Annotated in this window: 16 protein-coding genes and 2 tRNA genes; 6 read left to right on the forward strand and 12 right to left on the reverse strand. The window is 69.1% G+C overall.

The window, feature by feature from the left end:
* Positions 1–26: 26 nt before the first annotated feature.
* The 6 genes from QZL85_RS07135 to QZL85_RS07160 form a co-directional block, all read right to left on the reverse strand.
* A complete protein-coding gene (locus QZL85_RS07135; RefSeq protein ID WP_295575384.1) occupies positions 27–1,421 on the reverse strand; it encodes an MFS transporter in 1,395 nt (464 codons plus the stop codon).
* Between the two features lie 62 nt (positions 1,422–1,483).
* Positions 1,484–3,913 carry a glycoside hydrolase family 2 TIM barrel-domain containing protein gene (locus tag QZL85_RS07140; RefSeq protein WP_295575386.1) on the reverse strand — a complete coding sequence of 810 codons (2,430 nt, stop codon included), beginning with the start codon at positions 3,911–3,913 and terminating at the stop codon, positions 1,484–1,486.
* Between the two features lie 59 nt (positions 3,914–3,972).
* Positions 3,973–4,806: an ABC transporter ATP-binding protein gene (locus tag QZL85_RS07145; protein ID WP_295575389.1), complete on the reverse strand. Its 834-nt coding sequence runs from the start codon at positions 4,804–4,806 to the stop codon at positions 3,973–3,975.
* The gene (locus QZL85_RS07150; protein ID WP_295575391.1) at positions 4,803–6,596 is read right to left on the reverse strand and encodes a dipeptide/oligopeptide/nickel ABC transporter permease/ATP-binding protein; all 1,794 of its coding nucleotides are present in this window, start codon (positions 6,594–6,596) and stop codon (positions 4,803–4,805) included. Before QZL85_RS07150 ends, QZL85_RS07145 begins: the two co-directional genes overlap by 4 nt.
* Positions 6,593–7,534 (reverse strand): ABC transporter permease, encoded by a 942-nt coding sequence (locus tag QZL85_RS07155; protein WP_295575394.1) that lies wholly within the window; start codon positions 7,532–7,534, stop codon positions 6,593–6,595. The genes QZL85_RS07150 and QZL85_RS07155 overlap by 4 nt, the downstream gene beginning before the upstream one ends.
* Positions 7,535–7,585: 51 nt before the next feature.
* On the reverse strand, positions 7,586–9,103 hold the full coding sequence (locus QZL85_RS07160) for an ABC transporter substrate-binding protein (protein ID WP_295575396.1): 1,518 nt from the start codon (positions 9,101–9,103) through the stop codon (positions 7,586–7,588).
* A 126-nt stretch (positions 9,104–9,229) separates the two neighbouring features.
* On the opposite strand from QZL85_RS07160, the gene QZL85_RS07165 reads away from it, so the two are divergent.
* The gene (locus tag QZL85_RS07165; RefSeq protein WP_295575398.1) at positions 9,230–10,222 is read left to right on the forward strand and encodes a LacI family DNA-binding transcriptional regulator; all 993 of its coding nucleotides are present in this window, start codon (positions 9,230–9,232) and stop codon (positions 10,220–10,222) included.
* 298 nt (positions 10,223–10,520) lie between these two features.
* On the opposite strand, the gene QZL85_RS07170 is transcribed toward QZL85_RS07165, so the two are convergent.
* Positions 10,521–10,612, reverse strand: a tRNA-Ser gene (locus QZL85_RS07170).
* Between the two features lie 152 nt (positions 10,613–10,764).
* Here QZL85_RS07170 and QZL85_RS07175 point away from each other — a divergent pair.
* Positions 10,765–11,568, forward strand: coding sequence for an SDR family oxidoreductase (locus QZL85_RS07175; RefSeq protein ID WP_295575400.1), 804 nt, complete (start codon positions 10,765–10,767; stop codon positions 11,566–11,568).
* 3 nt (positions 11,569–11,571) lie between these two features.
* Here QZL85_RS07175 and QZL85_RS07180 read toward each other — a convergent pair whose 3' ends face one another.
* The 4 genes from QZL85_RS07180 to serS all read right to left on the reverse strand — a co-directional run bounded on the left by QZL85_RS07180 (position 11,572) and on the right by serS (position 15,274).
* The gene (locus tag QZL85_RS07180; protein ID WP_295575402.1) at positions 11,572–12,873 is read right to left on the reverse strand and encodes an LCP family protein; all 1,302 of its coding nucleotides are present in this window, start codon (positions 12,871–12,873) and stop codon (positions 11,572–11,574) included.
* Positions 12,874–12,893: 20 nt separating this feature from the next.
* Positions 12,894–12,978, reverse strand: a tRNA-Ser gene (locus tag QZL85_RS07185).
* 101 nt (positions 12,979–13,079) lie between these two features.
* Positions 13,080–13,997 carry an HAD family hydrolase gene (locus QZL85_RS07190; protein ID WP_295575404.1) on the reverse strand — a complete coding sequence of 306 codons (918 nt, stop codon included), beginning with the start codon at positions 13,995–13,997 and terminating at the stop codon, positions 13,080–13,082.
* A complete protein-coding gene (gene serS / locus QZL85_RS07195; protein ID WP_295575406.1) occupies positions 13,994–15,274 on the reverse strand; it encodes a serine--tRNA ligase in 1,281 nt (426 codons plus the stop codon). Before serS ends, QZL85_RS07190 begins: the two co-directional genes overlap by 4 nt.
* Before the next feature lie 62 nt (positions 15,275–15,336).
* Here serS and QZL85_RS07200 point away from each other — a divergent pair, with 62 nt between their 5' ends.
* The 3 genes from QZL85_RS07200 (at position 15,337) to QZL85_RS07210 (ending at position 19,101) form a co-directional block, all read left to right on the forward strand.
* Positions 15,337–16,545: a diacylglycerol kinase family protein gene (locus tag QZL85_RS07200; protein WP_295575407.1), complete on the forward strand. Its 1,209-nt coding sequence runs from the start codon at positions 15,337–15,339 to the stop codon at positions 16,543–16,545.
* 66 nt (positions 16,546–16,611) lie between these two features.
* On the forward strand, positions 16,612–17,964 hold the full coding sequence (locus QZL85_RS07205) for a deoxyribodipyrimidine photo-lyase (protein ID WP_295575410.1): 1,353 nt from the start codon (positions 16,612–16,614) through the stop codon (positions 17,962–17,964).
* A 102-nt stretch (positions 17,965–18,066) separates the two neighbouring features.
* Positions 18,067–19,101 (forward strand): LLM class flavin-dependent oxidoreductase, encoded by a 1,035-nt coding sequence (locus QZL85_RS07210; protein WP_295575412.1) that lies wholly within the window; start codon positions 18,067–18,069, stop codon positions 19,099–19,101.
* A gap of 223 nt (positions 19,102–19,324) precedes the next feature.
* On the opposite strand, the gene pheA is transcribed toward QZL85_RS07210, so the two are convergent.
* Positions 19,325–20,278: a prephenate dehydratase gene (gene pheA / locus QZL85_RS07215; protein WP_295575665.1), complete on the reverse strand. Its 954-nt coding sequence runs from the start codon at positions 20,276–20,278 to the stop codon at positions 19,325–19,327.
* A gap of 63 nt (positions 20,279–20,341) precedes the next feature.
* Here pheA and pgm point away from each other — a divergent pair, with 63 nt between their 5' ends.
* Complete coding sequence (gene pgm / locus QZL85_RS07220) at positions 20,342–21,982, forward strand: phosphoglucomutase (alpha-D-glucose-1,6-bisphosphate-dependent) (protein WP_295575415.1); 1,641 nt, start codon at positions 20,342–20,344, stop codon at positions 21,980–21,982.
* Positions 21,983–21,997 lie beyond the last annotated feature (15 nt).

The following is a 21,997-nucleotide window of genomic DNA, read 5'->3' on the forward strand; positions in this document are numbered from 1 at the left end:
GATTCGATCGGGGAGGATTCGGCCGCTCAGCGGCGTCTGACCGGCAAGATGGCGAGGGCGGCCGCGGCTACCAGCACGAACGCCGATACCCACACAAGCGCGTAGCCTCCGCTCGCAGCCACCACACCCCCGGCGAGCGCGGGTCCCAGTGCCTGCCCGAAGTTCGTCGCGACCGCGGCGACTCCGAGGTCGCGTCCCGCGGCGGTCTGGTCGGGGAGCACATCGACCATGAGTGCCTGGTCGACCGGGATGTAGATCCCGAACGCGAATCCGGCGATCACGGCCTGGAGGAAGAGCGATGTCACGGTCGGGGACACCAAGGGAATCAGCATCGCGCTTGCCATAAGCACGGATGCCGCGAAGACGAACGACTTGCGACGGCGGAAACGGTCGGAGAGGAATCCCGCGAGAACGATCGCCACGACGGTGGATGGCAGCCCGGCGACGGCGAGGAGCGGAACCGTCGCGGCAGCCTCGGCCTGGCTGAGCGCGGGGCGGACGTAACTCTGAAGCATGAAGAATCCCAGCGCTCCCGAGACGCCATAGCCGAACGTCAGCAGGACGCGGGCGATCCAGACCCACCGGTAGTCCCGCGAGCGCAGCGCGTAGGTGAAACCCAAGAGAAACGTCTTCCACGCGAAAGGAGCGACCACCATCTCGCGCGACGAGCGGTCGCGGACTCGCGCGACGAACAGCATGACGAACACCACGACCGCTCCGGCGAAGACGAAGTACGTGTCCAGCCCGATCAGAGAGAGTGCGGCACCGGCGCCGACGCTTCCGAGCACGCCTCCGAAGAAAGAGCCGAAGCCGCCGATGCCCGAAATCGTGCCGAGTCTGCGTTCCGGAATCCGGTCTGCGAGCGTAGCGGTCATCGGTGACAGTGCCGCGTTCAGCGCGACGGAGGCGATGGTCCAGAGCACGACGAGAATCGCCACGGTGGGAGCGAAGCGGACTCCGACGAGGAACGCGGCTCCGACCAGCGCGCCGACCAGCATCCACGGCGCGCGGCGGCCGAGGCGAGACCGCGTCCGGTCGGAGAACACCCCGATCAGCGGTTGGACGATCATCGTCGCGGCGAGACCGATCGACGCCACCATCGCCAGCGACTGCGCACGACTGGCATCGAACGACGCGAGGATCGCCAGCAGACGGCTCTGTTCAGCGGTCGCCGTCGTGGTCCCCGCGGCGACGGCGTCACGCAGCGAGGTGAGCGCCTGGAGGTCCACCCCCGCATCGCCACCGGAGAAGAAGTTCGCGAACTCGAGAATCTGCACCTGATTCGGCAGCAACAGCGAGCCCACGCCACCCCAGATCGCGGCGAAAGCGGCCGCCGCTAGGGCGTACCAGAGCGCGTACCGTCTCAGTGCCCGGCCCCGGACGTAGGTGGGTGAGCTGCCCGGAGTGATCGGGTCGCGCACCCCCGCAACCGAGACAGGCGCTAGATCGTCTTCGGGCGTCCCCGGATCGTTCGCTGATGTCATCATTTCTTCTCCTCTGCACGCAGTTCGACCCGTACCTCATCGAGGCCCTCTGCCTCCGCGAAAACAGTGATTGCGCCGGGTGCGGTCGGGCGCACCACTGCTTGCAGACGCCCCTCGAAGGTCTCGTACGAGGACTGAAGGTAGCCCTCGACGGGATCGGGTCGCGCGCTGCCGAGCGCCTGAAGCACCCCGGCCCCGTCGACGCGGACCCGGACCCGGTGATCACGGGAGGTCGCGAGCACTCCGAAGCGGTCGCGGATCTCGATCGACACGAAGCTCAGATCCCGGTCGTCGGCGTCGACCTCGGCGCGATCGACGTCGATGACCAGTTCGACGTCGCGCTGAGCGGTGCGCAGTGAGGTACGCGCCACCTCCACTCCGGCGGCGAACGCGACGGCTACGATCTCGCCCGGCGAGTAGCTGGTTTCGAAGCTCGCGCGGAAAGCGTTGTCGCGGCCCGCGGGCTGCCGCCCGACGCTCCGGCCGTTCACGATCAGCTCGATCTGCTCCGCGTCGGAGTACACCTCGACGGCGACAGGGGATCCGGCATCAACATCCCAGGTCCAGGTCGAGACCGCATCAGACCACGTCCACATCCCCTCGTGGCGGGGCTCACCGTGGAACTGCGGTCGCACCACGGCGATGTATGGTTCGTGACGCAGCCCGAAGACCGTCTCCCGGTAGTACGAGGCGGGTCGCCGGAATCCGGTGATGTCGATGTCGCCACAGCCGGCGATCAGCATCGGAAACGCGGCGGCGAGGCTCAGCGGCTCGCGGTCAGTGTAGACGGTGCGTCCGAGACCCGCCTCGCCGAGGTATTCCCATCCCGTCCAGGTGAAGTCGCCGATCACGTGCGAGTTCTCTTCGACGAGTCGCCAGTTGGCATCGATCTTCGTGGGGAACGTCTCGGTGCCTACGATGACCCGGTTCGGGAAGAGCTCCCTGTCCATGACGTAGCGTCCGTCGCCGTAGTTCAGTCCCGCCACATCGAGCACCGAGAACGATTCCTCGGTCGCATGCGTCACCAGCTCAGAGGCGCTGATCTGATTCATCATGTCGCCCGCGGCGTTCATGAAGGTGTTCACCCCGCCGCCGCTCGCACCGTCACCGTGCGCCGCGGCCATGGCGAGGAACTGGGGAAGCACCGAGACGAAGCCGTTGATGCCGTTCGTCACCAGACGAGTCGGGTCGAGCGACCGCACCTTCTCCGCCAGACGACGCCCCCACTCGGATCCGAGCGGGCTACCCGTCTCCGGGATCTCGTTCCCGATCGAGTAGAACACCACGCTCGGGTGATTGTGGTTCTTGGCGACGAAGGCCTCGACGTCGCGCTCCCACCACTCCGGGAACGACAGCGAGTAATCGTAGGGAGTCTTGCTCTCGGTCCACATGTCGAAGGTCTCGTCCATGACGATCATCCCGAGACGATCGCACGCGTCGAGCATCGCCTGGCTGAGGGGGTTGTGCGAGGCGCGGATCGCGTTGAAACCTGCCGATTTCAGAATCTCCACCCGCCGTTCCTCGGCGCGGCAGATCGTCGCGGCGCCCAAGATGCCGTTGTCATGATGGATGCAGGCACCGCGAAGCTTCATCTCTCGGCCGTTGATCCGAAGACCTCGCTCCGGGTCGAGCTGGATGCTGCGGATTCCGAAGACCGCCGCCTGTTGGTCCAGAGTCTCGCCTCGATCGACGATCTGAGCGGTGGCACGGTAGAGCGCCGGCGAATCGGTACTCCACAGGCGAGGGTGACGGACGTACAGGCGTAGGCGCGTGGCGGCGGTTCCTCCCGCGCGTACCGTGACGACGGACTCGCCGCGAGCGACGATCTCGCTGTCCGTGTCTTCGATCGAGGCCGCAACCCGCACAGTGCGCGTCTCGATCGACTGGTTCCGAACCGACACGACAGCCTCCACGACAGCGCGGTCCGTGTCGATGTCGGGTGTGGTCACGCGCAGTCCATCGGTCTCGATGTGAACCAGGTCCGTGACGATGAGCACGGTGTCGCGGTGGATCCCCGCGCCCGAGTACCACCGGGAGTCGAGATGCTCGCGCGCCTCGACTCTCACCGTGTTCGATTCGCCGTACCTCAGATAGGCATCGAGCGGAACCGTGAAGGTCGCGTAGCCCGAGGGGCGCTGCGCGGCGAACGCGCCGTTGACGTAGACCATCGCATCCCGGTACACACCCTGGAACTGGAGCGAGACACGCTTCGTCCGATAGTCCTCCGGCACGTCGAACGTCTTGCCGTACTCGAACTCCCCACCCGGGAAGTACCCCGAAGGCGCTGCGGCCTCGGCGGTGCGCTCCAGCGACAGCATCGCGTCATGCGGGAGCGTGACCACCGTTTCGGCGGCTGTCTCGCCCGACATCTCCGAGAAAGCGCTGACGCGTCGCTTGACGGTCCATCCACTGTTGAACGAGGTCTGCATGGTGTTCCTTTCGCCGAGATCGGGGAGTCGCTGCCTGCGCGGACGCGACCTTCGGGTCGTCAGGCCGTGGCTGCGAGCCGGGCCTGTCGGCGGGCTTCCCGGCGGAGACGCTGTCGATCCGGATCCGCGGTCGGTGCGGCGCGCAGCAGTCGCTGCGTGTACGGGTCCTGCGGCACCGTCGTGATGTCACCGGTGCGGCCCGACTCGACGATCACTCCCCGATTCATCACCGCGACACGATGGCTGATGTGCCGGACCACCGAGAGGTCGTGGGTGATGAACAGGTAGGCGACCCCGGTGGACCGCTGGAGTTCGATGAAGAGATCCAGCACGCGCGCCTGGGTCGTGAGGTCGAGGGCCGACACGGGCTCGTCGCAGACGATCAGCCGCGGCCGAAGGGCGAGGGCACGTGCGATCGCGACCCGCTGCCGCTGCCCGCCGCTGAACTCGCGCGGATAGCGGCGCGCGGCATCGGCCGGGAGCCCGACTCGGTCCAAGAGCGACGTCACCGCGACTCGGGCATCCTTGGCCGATCGGTTCTGGGCTATGAGAGGCTCCGCCAGGATGTCGGCGATCTGAAGGGCAGGATTGAGCGACGTGTACGGGTCTTGGAAGACGACCTGGATGTCGCGCGCGAGGCGCCGACGCACGGGACGACTCGCGTGGGTGATGTCTTCTCCGTCGAAGAGGATCGAGCCGCCGGTCGGGGGGGCGAGTCCGAGCACAGCGCGCCCGATCGTGGTCTTGCCGGACCCGGACTCCCCCACCAGCCCCAGCGTCTCGCCGGGGGCGATCGACACCGACACACCGCGGAGAACCTCGGGGCCGGTGGCACGCAGCCCCTTCCCCGGATAGCTCAGCCGCAGATTCGCGATCTCGAGCAGGTCGGTCAACGGTCCTCCTCCTTGGCCGAGATCGGCAGCGGATCGGTGCGGAGCGTCTCCTCGTCGAGGATGGACGCGATGAGCTCCCGCGTGTAGGGGTGCTGTGGGCGGTGGAAGATGTCACGCACCTCGCCGCTCTCCACGATCTGCCCCGCCCGCATCACGATCACTCGGTCGCAGAGATCGGCCACCACGCCGAAGTTGTGCGTAACTATGAGCACCCCCATCCCCATCTCCCCCTGAAGGTCGCGGAGCAGATCGAGGATCTCGGCTTGGACGGTCACGTCGAGCGCGGTCGTCGGCTCATCGGCGATGAGCAGTTTCGGCCGCGTCATCACAGCCCCCGCGATGAGGGCACGCTGCGCCATACCGCCGGAGATCTCGTGCGGGTACGAGCGGAAGGTCCGCTCGGGATCGACGAGACCGACTCTGGCGAAGAGGGCGAGGATCGTGGCCTTAGCCTCCTTCCTGGACATCGCGGGCGTGAGTCCCTCCATGAGCTGGCGGCCGACGGTGAACGACGGGTCCAGGTTCGACATCGGCTCCTGCGGAACATAGGCGATGACTCCGCCGCGCATTCGGCGGCGAGCGGCCGCTCCCTTTCCCAGCAGCGACGTACCGGCGATCTCGAGCACGTCCGCGGTCACCTGCGCATCCTTGGGGAGGAGCCCGAGGACCGAGAACGCGGTCTGCGACTTGCCCGACCCCGACTCGCCGACGAGTCCGACGATCTCGCCGGGGCGCACGTCCAGCGACACGCCCTCGACGACCGACTTCATCGACCCGTCGGTCTGCGGGTACCGGACCTGGAGACCCCGCACGGCGAGAAGAGAAGGCTCTGCCGACCGTGGGAGAGAGGGCTCGGCGGGTGCCTCGGCCTCCTCTGCTCCGATCGGCCTGCGACGAGCCGTGGGACCCGTCGGCGCTCCGGAGAGCGCGTCACGATACGCATTGCCCAACAGGACGAGACCTCCACTGAGGAGCGCCAGGAACACGGACGGCCACACCATCTGCACCGGGAAGACGTAGATGTTGGCGAAGGCGGCTCCCGTCATGGCGCCGAAGCTCGGGATCTGCGGGTCTCCGAACCCGAGGAAGGCGAGACCCGATTGCACACCGATCGCGGCGCTGGTGAGGAACGCGGCGGTGATGATGATGGGTCCGCGCACGACGTACAGCACGTGTCTGGACAGGATGCGGCGGTCGGACAGGCCGGCCACTCTCGCAGCGTCGATGTAGAGCTCGTTGCGCACGCCGACGACTTCGTTGCGCACCACGCGGTAGACGCCGGGTGCGAGGAAGACCCCGAAGATGACCATCATGCCCTGATACGTGCCTCCGGTGACGGGGTACAGGACGATGACGAGCACGAGAGCCGGAAAAGTCATCAGCAGATTGAAGATCCACGACGTCACAGAATCGGTGCGTCTCCCGACGTACCCGGCGAGGAGCCCGAAGACGGTGCCGAGCACGACGGCGACGCCTGCCCCGATGAGTCCCGAGATCACGGAGACGTTGATGGACGCGAGAACACGAGTGAAGATGTCCCGCCCGTACTGGTCGGCTCCGAAGGGATATCCGGGGGTTCCCGGGGACGCGTTCACGTGATCGAGCGACACGAACTCAGGAGCATGCGTGCTCAGAACCGGCTCGAGAAGCCCCAGGATGACGATGCCAGCGAGGACTATCAGAGAGCCCAGCCCGAGCGGCGTGCGAACGAGCTTGGTGAAGGCACCTGCCCGAGGTGCGGATGCGGCATCCGCGCTCGCCGCGACGTCGAGTGTGACCGTGGTGCTCATGACACCCTCGCTTTCGGGTTGAGCCAGCCGTTCGCAAGGTCGACGAGCAGGTTCACGATGACCACGAGACCAACGCCGAACAGGGCGACGCCCATCATCGACGGCAGGTCGCCTTGAAGGGTTGCCGTGTACGCGAAGCTGCCGTAGCCCGGGAGAGCGAAGATCTTCTCGACGAACAGGGCGCCGCCGAACATCGCGATGAACTGGAGGGAGAACGTCGTGAATCCAGGCCCGGACGCGTTGCGCAGCGCGTGTCTGAACAGGATCGACATCTCGCTCGTGCCCCGGCTGCGAAGCGTGCGGATGTAATCCCGGTTGAGCTGGTCGATGAGCGAGCCGCGGATCTGCGCGGCGAGGGCGGCGATACCGCCGATCGCCAGCACGATCGCGGGCAGGATGATCGACGCGAACCATCCCGATACGCTCTCGCCGATCGGAGTGAACCCCACCGCGGGGACCCATCGCAGCGTCACGGCGAAGAGGAAGACCATCCCGATGCCCAGGATGATCGCAGGGAAGACGAAGGACAGGGTTGTGATCCCTTGGAGCATGCCGTCGACCACGCCGCCGCGGACAGCGGACACGACCCCGAGCACGACGCTGACGACGAGTGTGATGAGCAGCGCGAGGACGACGACGGAGAGCGTTACCGGGAGACGGCCGGCTATGGCCTCCGCCACCGGTTCGTTGGAGTAATACGACGCACCGAGGTCACCGCGGAACACCCCGCCGAGCCAGTCGATGTACTGCACGATGACGGGCCGGTCCAGTCCCAGCTGAGCGTTGAGCGCCGCCACCTGGTCCGCCGAGGCTCCTGGCCCCAGGATGTTCCTCGCAACCGGCACCCCGATCCCGTAGGTGAGAAAGAACGTGGCGACGGTCGCGATCACGATGAGGACGAGTCCCGCACCGAGGCGACGGAGGATGAAGAGGATCACGGTGGCTCCAGATTTCCGGCGTGAGGGCATGTGCCCTCACGCCGGAAGTGGTCATTCGGACGACGCCGGCGTCCAGGGAAGGAGGCTGCTGGTGCTGATCGTCGACGGGGTGTAGTCCACACTCCTGGTCACGACATAGGTCGGCGACGAATAGCTCATCGGGGCGAACCACGCCTGGTCGACGAAGTACTCGTTGATCGCTCGGTACGACTCGGGCTGGTCATCCTCGGCAGCGACGTTCGCCGCGTCGAGCAGGGAGTCGAGCTCGGGGGTCGTGCTGTTGAACGGGTTGAACACACCTTGGAGCACGGCCGAGGTGTCGAGGGCGTCGGAACCGGAGATGGCGTTGTACATGAAGAACATCCCGTAGTTGCCGGCGAACACCTTGGAGTAGAAGTCCTGGAACGGCACAGGCTCCCACGTCACACGGACGCCGACCTCGCCGAGTTGCTGGGTGATGATCGATTCGAACGTCTGTGATATCACCGTGCTGGGCACCGTGATGTCGAAGCCGTCGGCGTATCCCGCCTCGGCGAGCAGTTTCCTCGCCGCAGCCGGGTCGTAGGCGTCCACATCGAGCAGCTGGTCAGAGAAGGCCCCGTCGACCGGGCTGTAGACCTGATTGGTAGCAGTGCTGGTGCCGCCGCCGAGGCTCTCGGCGATTCCGTCGCGATCGAGCGCCATATTGATCGCCTGTCGGACGCGCAGATCCGCGAGGGCGGGGACGATACTTCCAGCGCGATCGACGATCCATAGCCCACCGATCGCGGTGGGCAAGTTCTCACCGGATGCGAACTCGGACGTTGGGAAGACGTTGACCTCCTGCGGCGAAACGAGCGCGTAGTCGATCTCACCCGTCTGGGTGGCGCTCACGACGGCCGCCGGATCTTGGATGACCGTGATCTTTACCGTGTCGAACTCGTAGGCGTCCGCGTTCCAGTTGGCTGGGTTTCGCGTGAGTGTGTACTCGGATCCGACGGTGGTGGCGTCCTGGTCAAGCACGTAAGGCCCCGAGCCGACAGGCGAGAGCTGCGAGCTCTCTTCGGTGAGCACGGAGGGCGCCCCGATGGCCCCAAACGGACGAGCCAGGTTCGGCAACAGCGCGGCGTCCGGCTCGGCGAGGGTGATCACGACGGTCGACTCGTCGGGGGCTTCGATCGCGCTGATCGATGCGAATGCGGCCTGGCTCGACGGCCCGGTGCGGGCCAGGTCGAGCGAGGCGACGACAGCGTCGGCATCAAGCGGCGACCCGTCGCTGAACTCTTGCCCGTCCCGGATGTCGAATGTCAGCGTGCGCCGGTCCTCGGAGTACTCCCAGGACTCTGCTGCGGCGGCCACGAGTTCGTTGTTGAGGTCGCGCATCACCAGCGTGTCGTATATCGACAGCGACAGCGTTGCGTCCTGACCGGCGAGGTTGCCGATGGCGAAGCTCGACGGTGGGGTGTTGATCGTCAACTTGAGGGTGGTCGGCTGCGCCTCGGGAGCGGCTTCGCCACCTGCGCATCCGCTCATCGCGATTACGGCGGCCAGGGTGACAGCCCCCGCCGCGAGAAGGCGTGTCTTCTTCATCCGAACTCCTTTGTCCCAACACTCAGATGTGCGCCACCGCTGGTCGGTAACACGTGTCAACTGACTGTAGGGCACACGTGTTACTAATGTCCACTAACGCAGGTGCGGGTGTGTCAGGATGTCCCCGTGACTATTCGGGAATCGCGCCCGAGGCCCGCCACGAGCCTCGAGGTGGCTCAGCGGGCGGGTGTCTCCCGTTCGACTGTCAGCAACATCCTGAACGGCAACGACGCACGATTCTCACCCGAAACCAGAGAACGCGTCCGCGCCGCTGCGACCGAACTCGAGTATCGCCCTTCCCCAGCGGGACGGTCGCTGGTTTCTGGGCGTAGTGAGACGATCGTCGTCCTGTTGCCCAACACGACCTTCAACAGCAACATCCAAGACGCCGCCGACGAAATGATGTCTGGCATGAGCGCCCTTGGGGGCAACGTGGTGCTGCGGTTCGCAAGTCGCACGGTCGACGAGACGATCGAAGCCGTGCTCGCGCTCAGGCCCCTAGCCCTCGTCGACATGGGTGTCCTCTCAGACGATGAGCGCGCGTTCGTCGAAATGCGCGGAACGATTACCGTCCCGAGCAGACAGAATGCGACCGGCGCTCTGCCATCCGATGGCGGCATCGGTGCCATCCAAGCGCGAGCGCTGCTCGACGGGGGCAGACGCGAACTGTGGTTCGCCGCGCTCCAGGATGCTCGTGTCGATCCGTACGGCGCGACGCGATTCCAGGCACTGCGCCAGTTCTGCGTCGACGAAGGCCTACCGCCGATTCAGAGGGTGGCTGTTCCCCTGACAACACAGGGCGGCACGGCCGCCGTCAAGAAGATGCTCACAAGCGGCGAACCCGTAGGCGTCGCCTGCTACAACGACGACGTAGCGATGGCGGTCCTCGCCGGTTGCCGCGTTCTCACGGTCGAGGTTCCCACGGCTCTCTCGCTCGTGGGCGTCGACCACACACCTGCGGGTCGGCTGGGTTCACCGCCTCTCACGACGATCGACACCGACCTGCGCGGGTTGATCCACCATCTCGCGGACGATCTCCGCGCCCGGCTCGGCGCACCGCCGCTCTCCGACGCCCGCCTGCCGACGGGGTTCACACTCGTGCGCGGCGGTACCACCTGAGGTCTCGGAGTCCGCACGCGGCGCCCGTTGAAGTCACTCGATACCGATCTCGCATTCACGATCCGTACGATTCCGAATCGCATCGTGCGCGCGTCCCAGAGGGCAGACGATCCCCGCATGCCAGTTCCAACGACCATCAGCCCGGACGCGCAGGCCATCCTGCGGCACGCGGGGGCCTCACCGATCCCGGATCCGACGAAGGACACCTCGGGGACACCTGGCGCGATCGCGAAGAGCCCGACAGCGCGGACGCTCCCGTAGCGGGAATGTGAAAAGCCCCGGGCAACCGGGGCTTTCATGGCGGAGACGGAGGGATTTGAACCCTCGGTTCCCTTACGGGAACTCCACCTTAGCAGGGTGGTGCACTAGGCCTGACTATGCGACGTCTCCAGGCATCCAGCCGGAAACGGCGCAGATGCACCCGGCAATCATAACCGGTCCGGGACGTCGGACCGAACCGCATCCCGCGGCCCCGGTACCCCACCGGCATCCCGATGTAAAGCCTCTGCTCCCCTCCCCGGGGCCGACCGTACCGTGACGGCATGACCGACAACTTCGCTCCCCGCCACGCCATCGTCACGGCATCCGACTCGGGTATCGGCGCAGCCACCGCCGTCGCGCTCGCCCATGCTGGGATCGAGGTCGGCATCACGTGGCACAGCGATGAGGAGGGTGCGCAGCGCACCGCCGAGGCCGTGCGCGCCGCGGGCTCCCGCGCCGTCGTGGCACGCTTCGACGCGACCGACCTGCGCACGGTTCCCGCGACGATCGACGCCCTCGCGGACGAGCTGGGCGGCGTCGACGTCTTCGTCAACAACGCCGGCGGCGGAGGCGGCATCCCGTTCCTCGAGCTCACGCTCGACGACTGGCGGCAGACCGTCGCCCTGAACCTCGACGGCGCGTTCGCCGGTATGCAGGCCGCGGCCCAGCGGATGGTCGCGGCCGGTCACGGCGGGCGGATCATCGCGATCACGAGCGTCCACGAGCACCAGCCGCGCGTGGGTTCGTCGCACTACGTCGCCGCCAAGCACGGCCTCGGCGGCCTCGTGAAGACGATGGCGCAGGAGCTCGGCGCGCACGGCATCACCGTCAACGCCGTCGCCCCCGGCGAGATCGCGACACCGCTCAACGACATGGAGTCCGAGGACGCCGAGAAGACCCACCGCCCCGGCATCCCGGTCCCGCGCCCCGGCACACCCGAGGAGATCGCGGCCGTGGTCGCGTTCCTCGCCTCACCGGCGGCGTCCTACGTCACCGGGGCGAGCTGGCCGGTCGACGGCGGCATGCTGACGATGGGACCGCAGGCCGGCTCGCACCTCGAATCCGACGCGTGGCGTCGGGGCTGAGGACTACGGCTCGGCGCGGGTGCAGGTGACCTGCTTCGCCGTCTGGCCGGTGACCGAGCTCGGCAGTTCGACGGCGTCGTCTGCGGTCGGCGTCTCGGTCGCGTCCGGCGTCGCGGTCGCATCGGGGGTCGCCGTCGGCGATCCCGCGGTGCCGTCGCCGTCGGCCTCACCGACGACTTCGACGCCGTTGCCGCCGCTGACCTCACCGGTCAGCTTGAGGGGCTTGTTGTCGGCGATCGCCTGGAACAGCACGTCCGCCGCCCACGTCACCGGGAGCACCCGCGCGCCGCCCGGGGCGTACTCGGTCGGGTACTGCACGAAGACGATGTCCTCGTAGGCGACGTCCTTGACGGCCATCGCGATCTGCACCATGCGCGTGGCGTTCGCGAGCGACGAGCTCAGCACGAGCTGGCCGTTGTTGACCTGCTGCAGCGCGGTCGTCGCGAGGCCGAAGAGCGCCTGCGGGTTGGCGAGCACGGCGCCCGACTTCAGCTTCCGGACGAGCGAGCCCATGAACTGCTGCTGGTTGGAGATGCGTCCGAGGTCGGAGCCGTCGCCGATGCCATGCCGGATGCGGAGGAACTGCAGGGCCTCCGCGCCGACGAGGGTGTGCTGACCCTTGGTCAGGTTGAGGCCCGTGTGCGCGTCCTGGACGTCGTCGGAGAGGCAGACGTCGACGCCGCCGATCGCATCGGACATGTTGATGACGCCGGTCCAGCGGATGGATGCCGCGAACTGGATGTCGACCCCGGTGAGCTCCTCGATCGTGAGCACGCTGCACTGCAGGCCGCCGTACATGTACGACGAGTTGAGCATCTGGGCGCTCATGGCCGAGTTGCTCCCGCCGTCCTTGGTCGGGCACGACGGGATGGGGACGATCATGTCGCGGGGGAACGAGACCACGGTGACGCGGCGCGGCGAATCGCTGATGTTCAGCAGCATCGTCACGTCGTTGCGCTCACCGCCGTCGTCGTGCGCACACCGGGGGAAGAGTTCGAGGTCCTGCCCTTCGCACGAGTCGGTGCCGACGACGAGCATGTTGACGCCGCCCTCGATCTCGCCGATCGTCGGCGGCAGCGAGGACTCGTCGTCGCCGATCGAGACCCCGCTCTCCTCCAGGGCGCGCGCGGCATCCCACACCGCGAAGGCGCCGACCGCGCCGATGCTGATCGCCAGCACCGCGACGACGGCCCCGAGGATCTGCAGCACCTGGACGAACGGGTGCGGCGAGGAGAGGATGCCGTGCCGCGCGACCGGGTGCCGGCGGTGCCGGGACGCCTTGGCGGCGGGGGTGGGCTCGCTCACGGACGTCCTTTCACAAACTGCGGAGGGTGTGGGATTCGAACCCACGGGACATTGCTGCCCACCGGTTTTCAAGACCGGATCCTTCGGCCGCTCGGACAACCCTCCCGACGGATGCCAACGGCATCCGACGAACAGGCGTCGAGTCTAGTGGACGGGTTCACTCCCCATTTTCGCCGGAACGGCTGTGGACCCGCTGAATGGGGCGGTCAGAGCCTGCGGAGCACGTCGGCGACGCCGCCGTGCTGCACGGAGCCGGTCGTCTCGGACGCCTCGCTGCGGACATCCTCGGGACCTTGCGCCATCGCGATGGCGCGGCCGCCGTGCTCGCGCGCCCAGCGGAACATCCCCACGTCGTTGCGACCGTCACCCATGACCAGCACATGCGGGGGGTCGACGCCCAGCCAGACCCGCACCTTCTCCAGCGCCGTGGACTTGTCCACGCCCTGCGGGGCGATGTCGAGCCATGCCGACCAGCCGACAGCGTAGGAGACCTTGTTCAGGCCGATCCGCGCGACGAGGTCGACGAAGTCCTCATCGGTATCGTCCGGGGAGACCACGACGACACGGCAGACGGGGGATGCGGAGAGCTCGGCGAACGGGACGCGGCGGGCGTTCTGCAGGTTCCAGTCGTCGAGCTGCTCGGTGTAGAGGCGCCGTCCGTCGGGGAGCTCCACCATGTACCGGGCCTCCGGCAGGTGCTCGCGCAGCAGCTTCAGCACCTCGGCCGGGTCGAACGTCTCCACGTGGAACCGCTCGTAACGCAGCTCGTCGCCGAAGTCGCCCGCGATCCGCTTCATGATGACGGCGCCGTTGGAGCAGACGACGTACTCGGGCTGCATCTCCAGGATGCGCAGGATGCCGCGGGTGCCCTCCCATGAGCGGCCGGTCGCGAGCATGATCTCGTGCCCCGCGCGGTGCGCGTGCGCAACCGCGGCGACGACGCCCGGGCTCAGGGTCTCGTCCTCGAGGAGGACGGTCCCGTCGACGTCGAGGGCGATGAGGAGGCGCTCGGTGGGGACGTCCGGGTTCTCGGTGTCCTCGGCGATCTCCTCGACGAGCTCCGCGGCCTTCGTCGGCCGGACCACCTTGACGGAGCCGGTCGGCGGGAGATGCGCTTCGCTCACGCGATCGGCTCCGCGATCTCGAGGCCACCGAGGTACGGGCGCAGCGCCTCGGGGATCCACACCGAGCCGTCGGCGCGCTGGTGGGTCTCCAGCAGCGCGACGATCCAGCGGGTGGTGGCGAGCGTGCCGTTGAGCGTCGCGACGTGCGCCGTCTTGCCGAGCCCGCCCCCTTCGACCGGCGGCCGGTGGCGGATGTCGAGGCGCCGCGCCTGGAAGGTCGTGCAGTTCGAGGTGCTCGTCAGCTCGCGGTACGCGCCCTGGGTGGGGACCCACGCCTCGACGTCGTACTTGCGGGCGGCCGAGGAGCCGAGGTCGCCGGCGGCGACGTCGATCACGCGGTAGCTGAGGCCCAGGTCCTGCAGCATCCGCTCCTGCATCTCCACGAGACGCAGGTGCTCTGCTTCGGCATCCTCCGGGGTGGTGTAGACGAACATCTCCAGCTTGTTGAACTGGTGCAGGCGGATGATGCCGCGGGTGTCCTTGCCGTGCGAGCCGGCCTCACGGCGGTAGCAGGTGGACCAGCCGGCGTAGCGCCTCGCGCCGCGGGTGAGGTCGAGGATCTCCCCCATGTGGAACCCGGCGAGGGGGACCTCGCTCGTGCCCACGAGGTAGAGGTCGTCGTCGTCGAGCCGGTACACCTCGTCGGCGTGCTGGCCGAGGAAGCCCGTGCCGCGCATGACCTCGGAGCGGACGAGCGTCGGCGGGATGACGGGGATGAAGCCGGCGGCGAGCGCGCGGTCCAGACCCATGTTCATGATGGCGAGCTCGAGGCGCGCGCCGATGCCGGTGAGGAAGGTGAACCGCGCGCCGGAGACCTTCGCGCCACGTTCCATGTCGATCGCGCCGAGCAGTTCGCCGAGGGCGAGGTGGTCGCGCGGCTCGAAGTCGAACGCCGCCGGCTGCCCGTGCGTGCGGAGGGTGATGAAGTCGTCCTCGCCTCCGGCGGGGACCCCGTCCAGCACGATGTTCTCGATCTTCGCCAGGGCCGCGTCGGCGGCCTGCTCCGCCGCGGTGACCGCCTGCTGCGCCTGCTTGACGCGGTCACTGAGCTGCTTGGCCTCGGCGACGAGCGCCGGCTTGTCCTCCTTGGCAGCCTTCGCGACGGTCTTGCCGTGCGCGTTCTGCGCGGCGCGGAGCTCTTCGAAGGCCGTCAGCGCAGCGCGGCGCTCCCGGTCGGCGACGAGGGCGGCATCCACGGAATCGGCCGACTCCCCACGTGCTTCCTGCGAGCGCTTCACGATCTCCGGGGCGTCGCGGAGGAGGGCGAGATCGATCATCCGTCAAGTCTAGCCAGCGGGGTGGTCGCTCCTCCCCCGCGTGCGGGTCCTAGTCTGTTCCCATGGGGCCTCTCTCTGACGACGACCGTGGTGCCGAGCCGTCCGACGCGCCGGACCCCGCGCGGGGCGCGACGCCCGACGCACCCGACCCCGTCGAGGCGGCCGCGCCGGACGACACCATCCGCGAGCCGGATGATGTCGCGCCCGACACGACCGACGGCGAGGGCGGCGAAGCCCGCCGCGTGGATGCCGAGGGCCGCACCGAGCCGATCTCCGAGGGCGGCCGACGGCCGAACCCGAAGGCCGCGCTGGTCTACAACCCGATCAAGGTCGACGCCGACGAGCTGCGCGCGACCGTGACGCGGCTGGCCGCCGAGGCAGGGTGGGTGGAGCCGCTCTTCTACGAGACCACCGTCGACGACCTGGGCGATGACGTGACCCGTCAGGCGCTGGCCGAAGACGTCGATGCCGTCCTCGTCGCCGGCGGCGACGGCACGGTGCGCGCCGTCTCCGAGGCGATGACAGGATCCGGCGTCCCGCTCACGATCGTGCCGAGCGGGACCGGCAACCTGCTGGCCCGCAACCTGCAACTGCCCTTGGATGACGCGGAGGCCATGATCCGTGCGACCTTCGACGGCGAGACGCTGCCGATCGACGTCGGGTTCGCCAAGATCACGCGGTCCGACGCGGCCTCCGAGGAGCGCGCGTTCGTCGTGATGGGCGGCATGGGGCTCGACGCCGCCATGATCGCGAACACCAACGGCGACCTGAAGAAGAAGGTCGGCTGGGTCGCCTACGTCGACGGCGCGGCCCGCTCGCTCGTCGGCGCCAAGCCCTTCCCCGTCATGTACCAGCTGCCCGGGCACCGCATGCACCGTGCGAACGTGCAGAGCGTGCTGGTGGCCAACTGCGGGTCGCTCCCGGCCGGACTCGAGCTCATCCCCGAGGCATCCGTGACCGACGGCCAGCTCGACGTCGTCGTCGTGCAGCCGAAGGGGGCCTTCGGCTGGTTGCTGGTCTGGCGCCGCGTCGCGTGGGACAACAGCGTGCTGCGGCGCTTCCGTGCGGGGCGGAAGTTCCTCGCTCTCACGACGAAGGACAGTGCCGTGCGCTACACCCGCGGTGTCGGCATCGACATCGCGACGCAGGCGGCCCAGCCCGTGCAGCTGGACGGCGATGAGTTCGGCGAGGGCACGCACCTGCACTGCCGCGTCGAGAACGGCGGCCTGCTGGTCACCGTGCCGCGCGGGCACGAGATCACGGCGCGCTGAGCGCCGGCTCGACGGCGTGACCGCATCCTCCGCCCGCTTCCGTCTCCGGCACGGCAGGATGGTGGGATGACGTCGCCCTCGATCGTCTGGTTCCGCGACGACCTCCGTCTCGCCGACAACCCGGCGCTGCGCGCGGCGGTCGACCGGGGCGAGCCGGTGATCGCCCTGTACATCCTCGACGAGGAGTCCCCCGGCATCCGCCCGCTGGGCGGCGCCGCCCGCTGGTGGCTGCACCACTCGCTCGCCTCGCTTACCGAGCGCCTGGACGAGAAGGGCGCGCGCCTCGTGCTGCGGCGCGGGCCGGCAGCATCCGTCGTCCGTGACGTGGTGCGGGATGCCGGGGCCGGCGCCGTCTTCTGGAGCCGTCGCTATGGCCTCCCCGAGCGCGACATCGACGCCGACCTGAAGTCGGCGCTGCGCGAGGACGGCGTCGAGGTCGCCTCGTTCGCGGGTTCGCTGCTGTTCGAGCCGTGGACCGTGACCACCGGCGCCGGCACGCACTTCTCGGTCTTCACGCCATTCTGGCGTGCGTGCCAGCAGCAGCCCGCGCCACGCGCGCCCCTGCCCGAGCCCCGGTCGATCTCCGGGTTCGACGGCGGCGTGCCGTCGGACGACCTGGCGGAGTGGGATCTGCTCCCGACCGCACCCGACTGGGCCGGAGGCCTCCGCGAGGCGTGGGAGCCGGGCGAGCCGGCCGCGCGCCGCCGACTCCGGGCGTTCCTCGACGACGACCTGGGCGCGTACGACCGGGCGCGCGACGAACCGGCCGCCGGCGCGACCTCGCTGCTGTCGCCGCGGCTGCGGTGGGGCGAGCTCAGTCCGCACACGGTGTGGCATGCGGCGGTCGAAGCCGGCGGCGGCGGGCGGTTCCTCAGCGAGCTCGGCTGGCGCGAGTTCGCGTGGCACACGCTGTTCCATGCTCCCGACCTCGCGACGACGAACCTCCGACGCGAGTTCGACGCGTTCCCGTGGCCGCGGCTGCGACCGGACCTCCTCGAGGCGTGGCAGCACGGTCGCACCGGCTACCGCCTCGTCGACGCCGGGATGCGGGAGCTCTGGGCGACGGGCCACATGCACAATCGCGTGCGGATGGTGACGGCATCCTTCCTCATCAAGAACCTGCTCATCGACTGGCGGCTCGGGGAGCAGTGGTTCTGGGACACCCTGATCGACGCGGATGCCGCCAGCAACCCGTTCAACTGGCAGTGGGTCGCGGGATCGGGCGCGGACGCCGCGCCGTACTTCCGCGTGTTCAATCCCGAGCTGCAGGCGAGCAAGTTCGACGCGGACGGGCAGTACGTCGCCCAGTGGGCCCCGGAGTACGGCTCCGGCGGCGAGCCGCCGGAGCCGCTCGTCGACCTCAAGGAGTCGCGCGGTGCGGCGCTGGCCGCGTACGAGGAGGTCCGCCGCGGGCGGTGAGCCCGGCGGGCGTGGCCCTCGGCCGAGGCGGCATGGCGCCGCGCGAGGGCGCCGGGAGTCCATCCGGAATACGCGGTGGTGCCGCGACGGTTGTCCTCGGGGATGACTCCTGCGCTCTCCACCCTCGACCTCGTCCCCGTCCGCACCGGCCAGACCAGCGCGCAGGCGGTGACGGCATCCCTCTCGCTCGTGCAGCGCGCGGAGGAGCTCGGCTATCGCCGCTACTGGTTCGCCGAGCACCACAACATGCCCGCCGTCGCCTCGACGACGCCGCCGGTCCTGATCGCCGCCGCAGCGGCGCGCACCTCGACGATCCGGGTGGGCTCGGGCGGCGTCATGCTGCCGAACCACTCGCCGCTCGTCGTGTCCGAGCAGTTCGCGGCGCTCGAGGCGATCGCCCCGGGGCGCATCGACCTCGGCATCGGACGCGCGCCGGGCAGCGACCCGGTCATCACGCAGCTGCTGCGCATGAGCGGCGCGACGAGCGACGTGGAGCGGTTCCCCGAGCACGTCCGCGACATCGTGTCGATGGTCTCGGGCGACGGCGCGACGCTGCGGTTCACCTCCGGCGGCACGTACGAGGTGCACGCGACCCCGGCCGCCACGACGACGCCCGAGGTCTGGCTGCTCGGTTCGAGCGACTACTCGGCGCAGCTCGCCGCGTCGCACGGCCTGCCGTACGTGTTCGCGAACCACTTCTCCGGTGAAGGACTCGAGCGTGCCCTCGACCTGTACCGGTCGCAGTTCCAGCCCTCGGCGGCCCTGGCTGCCCCGCGCACGTTCCTCACGGCGAACGCGGTCGCCGCGGGGACGGCGCTGGAGGCCGACGAGCGGATGCTGCCGCAGGCGCGCATGATGGCGCGGCTGCGCGGGAACCGCCCGCTCACCGCGCTCGAGACCGTCGAGCAGGCCGCCGCCGCGGAGGCCAGGGATCACCTGGCCGCGCCCGTGCTGGACGCGCTGCGGCAGAAGTGGTTCGTCGGCACCGGTGCGGAGGTGCGCGCCGCGCTCGGCGAGTTCGCCGCCCGCTGGGGCGTCGACGAGGTCATGGTCTCCCCGGTCGCGGGCGCCTACGACACGGAGCCGATGGAGTCGGCCGCGGGCCGCATCCAGACCCTCGAGGCCCTCGCCGCCTGACGGGGTGCAGGGCGCGCGCGGCAGTTCGTCCGCGCCGAACTGCGGGTGCCTCGGGCAACGACCCGCACTTTGGCGCGACCGAAAACCCGTGGCGCAATTCATCCGCGCCGAAAGGTGGGTGGAGTGCGCCGCGACCCGCACTTTGGCGCGGATGAACGAGCCGCGCCGCTCCGCGGCATCCCCTCACCGGCGAACCCACCGAGGCCGCCATGCGACCCCGCGTCTACGCGTCGGGCTCGCCGGAGATGAGTCCCCGGAGCCAGTCCCGCGCCTCCACGAAGACGTCGTCGGAGTAGCGGTCGGGGTAGTGCACGATCGCGCGGTCCGCGCGCGGGTACGAGCCGAGGAAGATCACCTTCGGCGAGAAGCGGCGGAGACCCAGCAGGGCGTCGGCCATCCGCTCGTCCTCGATGTGCCCGTCGGCGTCGATGACGAAGCGGTACCGGCCGAGCTCGTCGCCGATCGGCCGCGACGCGAGGAGCGACAGGTTGATCCCGCGCGTCGCGAACTGCTCGAGCAGTTCGAGCAGGGCGCCGGGGTACTCCTCCGGCAGCTCGACGATGAGCGACGTCTTGTCGGCGCCGGTCGGAGCGGGCGCCGCGACCGTACGGCTCACGAGCACGAAGCGCGTCACGGCGTTGGCGTTGTCGCCGATTCCCTCGGCCAGCAGCTCGAGGTCGTAGTGCTCCAGGATGCCGGGAGGGGCGATCGCGGCCTGCGCGTCGCTGACGCCGTCGACGATGCCCACGGCGGATGCCACGTTGCTGGCCGCCGGGATGTGCGCGTGCTCGGGCAGCTTCTCGCTCAGCCACACCAGGCACTGCGCGTAGGCGACGGGATGCGCGGCGATGAGCGAGACGTCCTCGAGCCGCACGCCGGGGCGGGCGACGAGGACGAAGTTCACCGGGACGAGGTACTCCCCGACGATCCGGAGGCCCGGCATGGTCGCCAGGGCATCCTGCGCGGTCGAGACCCCGCCGTCGACGGAGTTCTCGATCGCGATCATCGCGGCATCCGAGCGTCCCTCGACGACATCGGCGAGCGCCTCGCCGACATTGCGCACCGGCCGCCAGATCTGCTCACGCGCCTCGGGCACCTGCGCGAGCGCCGTCTCTGTGAACGTTCCCGCCGGGCCCAGGTAGCTGTACGTGCGACGGGCAGGCGCTCCGGGATCGATGCTCACGGTCCACAAGCCTAGTGCGGGGTGCCCTCGCCGACTCCGCGGTGTCAGACTGGGGCCATGAGCCGCGCAGGACAGCCAGCCGAAGCATCCGATCTCATCGACGTCGACGAGTTGATCGCCGCCTACTACGACCGCAAACCGGACACGTCGATCGCCGAGCAGCGGGTCGCGTTCGGCACGAGCGGTCACCGGGGCTCGTCGCTGTCGACGAGCTTCAACGAGGTGCACATCCTCGCGACGACCCAGGCGATCGTCGACTATCGCGCCGCGCAGGGGATCACGGGTCCGCTGTTCCTGGGCCGCGACACGCACGGGCTCTCCCGGCCCGCCGAACGGACGGCCATCGAGGTGCTCGTCGCCAACGGGGTGGACGTGCGCGTCGACTCCCGCGACGCGTGGGTGCCCACGCCGGCGCTCAGCCACGCGATCCTCACCCACAACCACGGCAAGGCGACCGATGATGCGAGCAGGGCCGACGGCATCGTCGTGACCCCGTCGCACAACCCGCCCCGCGACGGCGGCTTCAAGTACAACCCGCCGCACGGCGGACCCGCCGACACCGACGCGACCGGCTGGATCGCCGACCGCGCGAACGAGCTCATCGCGGCGGGGCTGCAGGGCGTCGCGCGCACGCGCTTCGCCGACATCGACCTCTCCACCCTCGGGTCGTACGACTTCCGCGACGGATACGTCCGCGACCTCGGCAGCATCATCGACGTGGATGCCATCGCCCGGGCCGGCGTCCGCATCGGCGCCGACCCGCTCGGCGGCGCATCCGTGGAGTACTGGGCGCTCATCGGCGAGGTCTACGGGCTCGACCTGACGGTCGTGAACCCCGAGGTCGACCCGACCTGGCGCTTCATGACGCTCGACTGGGACGAGAAGATCCGGATGGATCCGTCGTCGCCGTCGGCGATGGCATCCCTCGTCGCGCGGCGCGACGAGTACGACATCCTCACCGGCAACGATGCGGATGCCGACCGCCACGGCATCGTGACCCCCGACGCCGGGCTGATGAACCCCAACCACTACCTCGCGGTCGCGATCGACTACCTGTACCGCCACCGCAGCGGATGGCCGACGGATGCCGCGATCGGCAAGACGCTCGTGTCGTCGATGATCATCGACCGCGTGGCCGAGTCGCTCGGCCGGACGCTGCTCGAGGTGCCGGTCGGGTTCAAGTGGTTCGTTCCGGGCCTGCTCGACGGCTCGGTCGCGTTCGGCGGCGAGGAGTCGGCGGGCGCATCGTTCCTGCGCAAGGACGGCACCGTCTGGACGACCGACAAGGACGGCATCCTGCTGTGCCTGCTCGCGGCGGAGATCCTGGCGGTGACCGGCAAGACGCCGTCGCAGCGGTATGCGGAGCTCGAGGCCGAGTTCGGCGCGTCGGCGTACCAGCGCGTGGATGCCCCGGCGACGCCGGCGCAGAAGGCGACGCTCGGCAAGCTCGCGCCGGAGGCCGTCACCGCCACGGAGCTCGCGGGCGAGGAGATCACGGCGAAGCTCTCGCACGCGCCGGGCAACGGCGCCGCCATCGGCGGCCTCAAGGTGCAGACCGCCCACGCCTGGTTCGCGGCCCGCCCCTCGGGCACGGAAGACGTCTACAAGCTGTACGCCGAGAGCCTCAAGGGTCCGGAGCACCTGGCCGCCGTCCAGGAGGAGGCGCGCGCCGTCGTGTCCGCCGCGCTCGGCGGCTGACCGACGCGGTCAGGG

The sequence above is a fragment of the uncultured Microbacterium sp. genome, assembly GCF_900078385.1.
Taxonomy (GTDB): Bacteria; Actinomycetota; Actinomycetes; order Actinomycetales; family Microbacteriaceae; genus Microbacterium.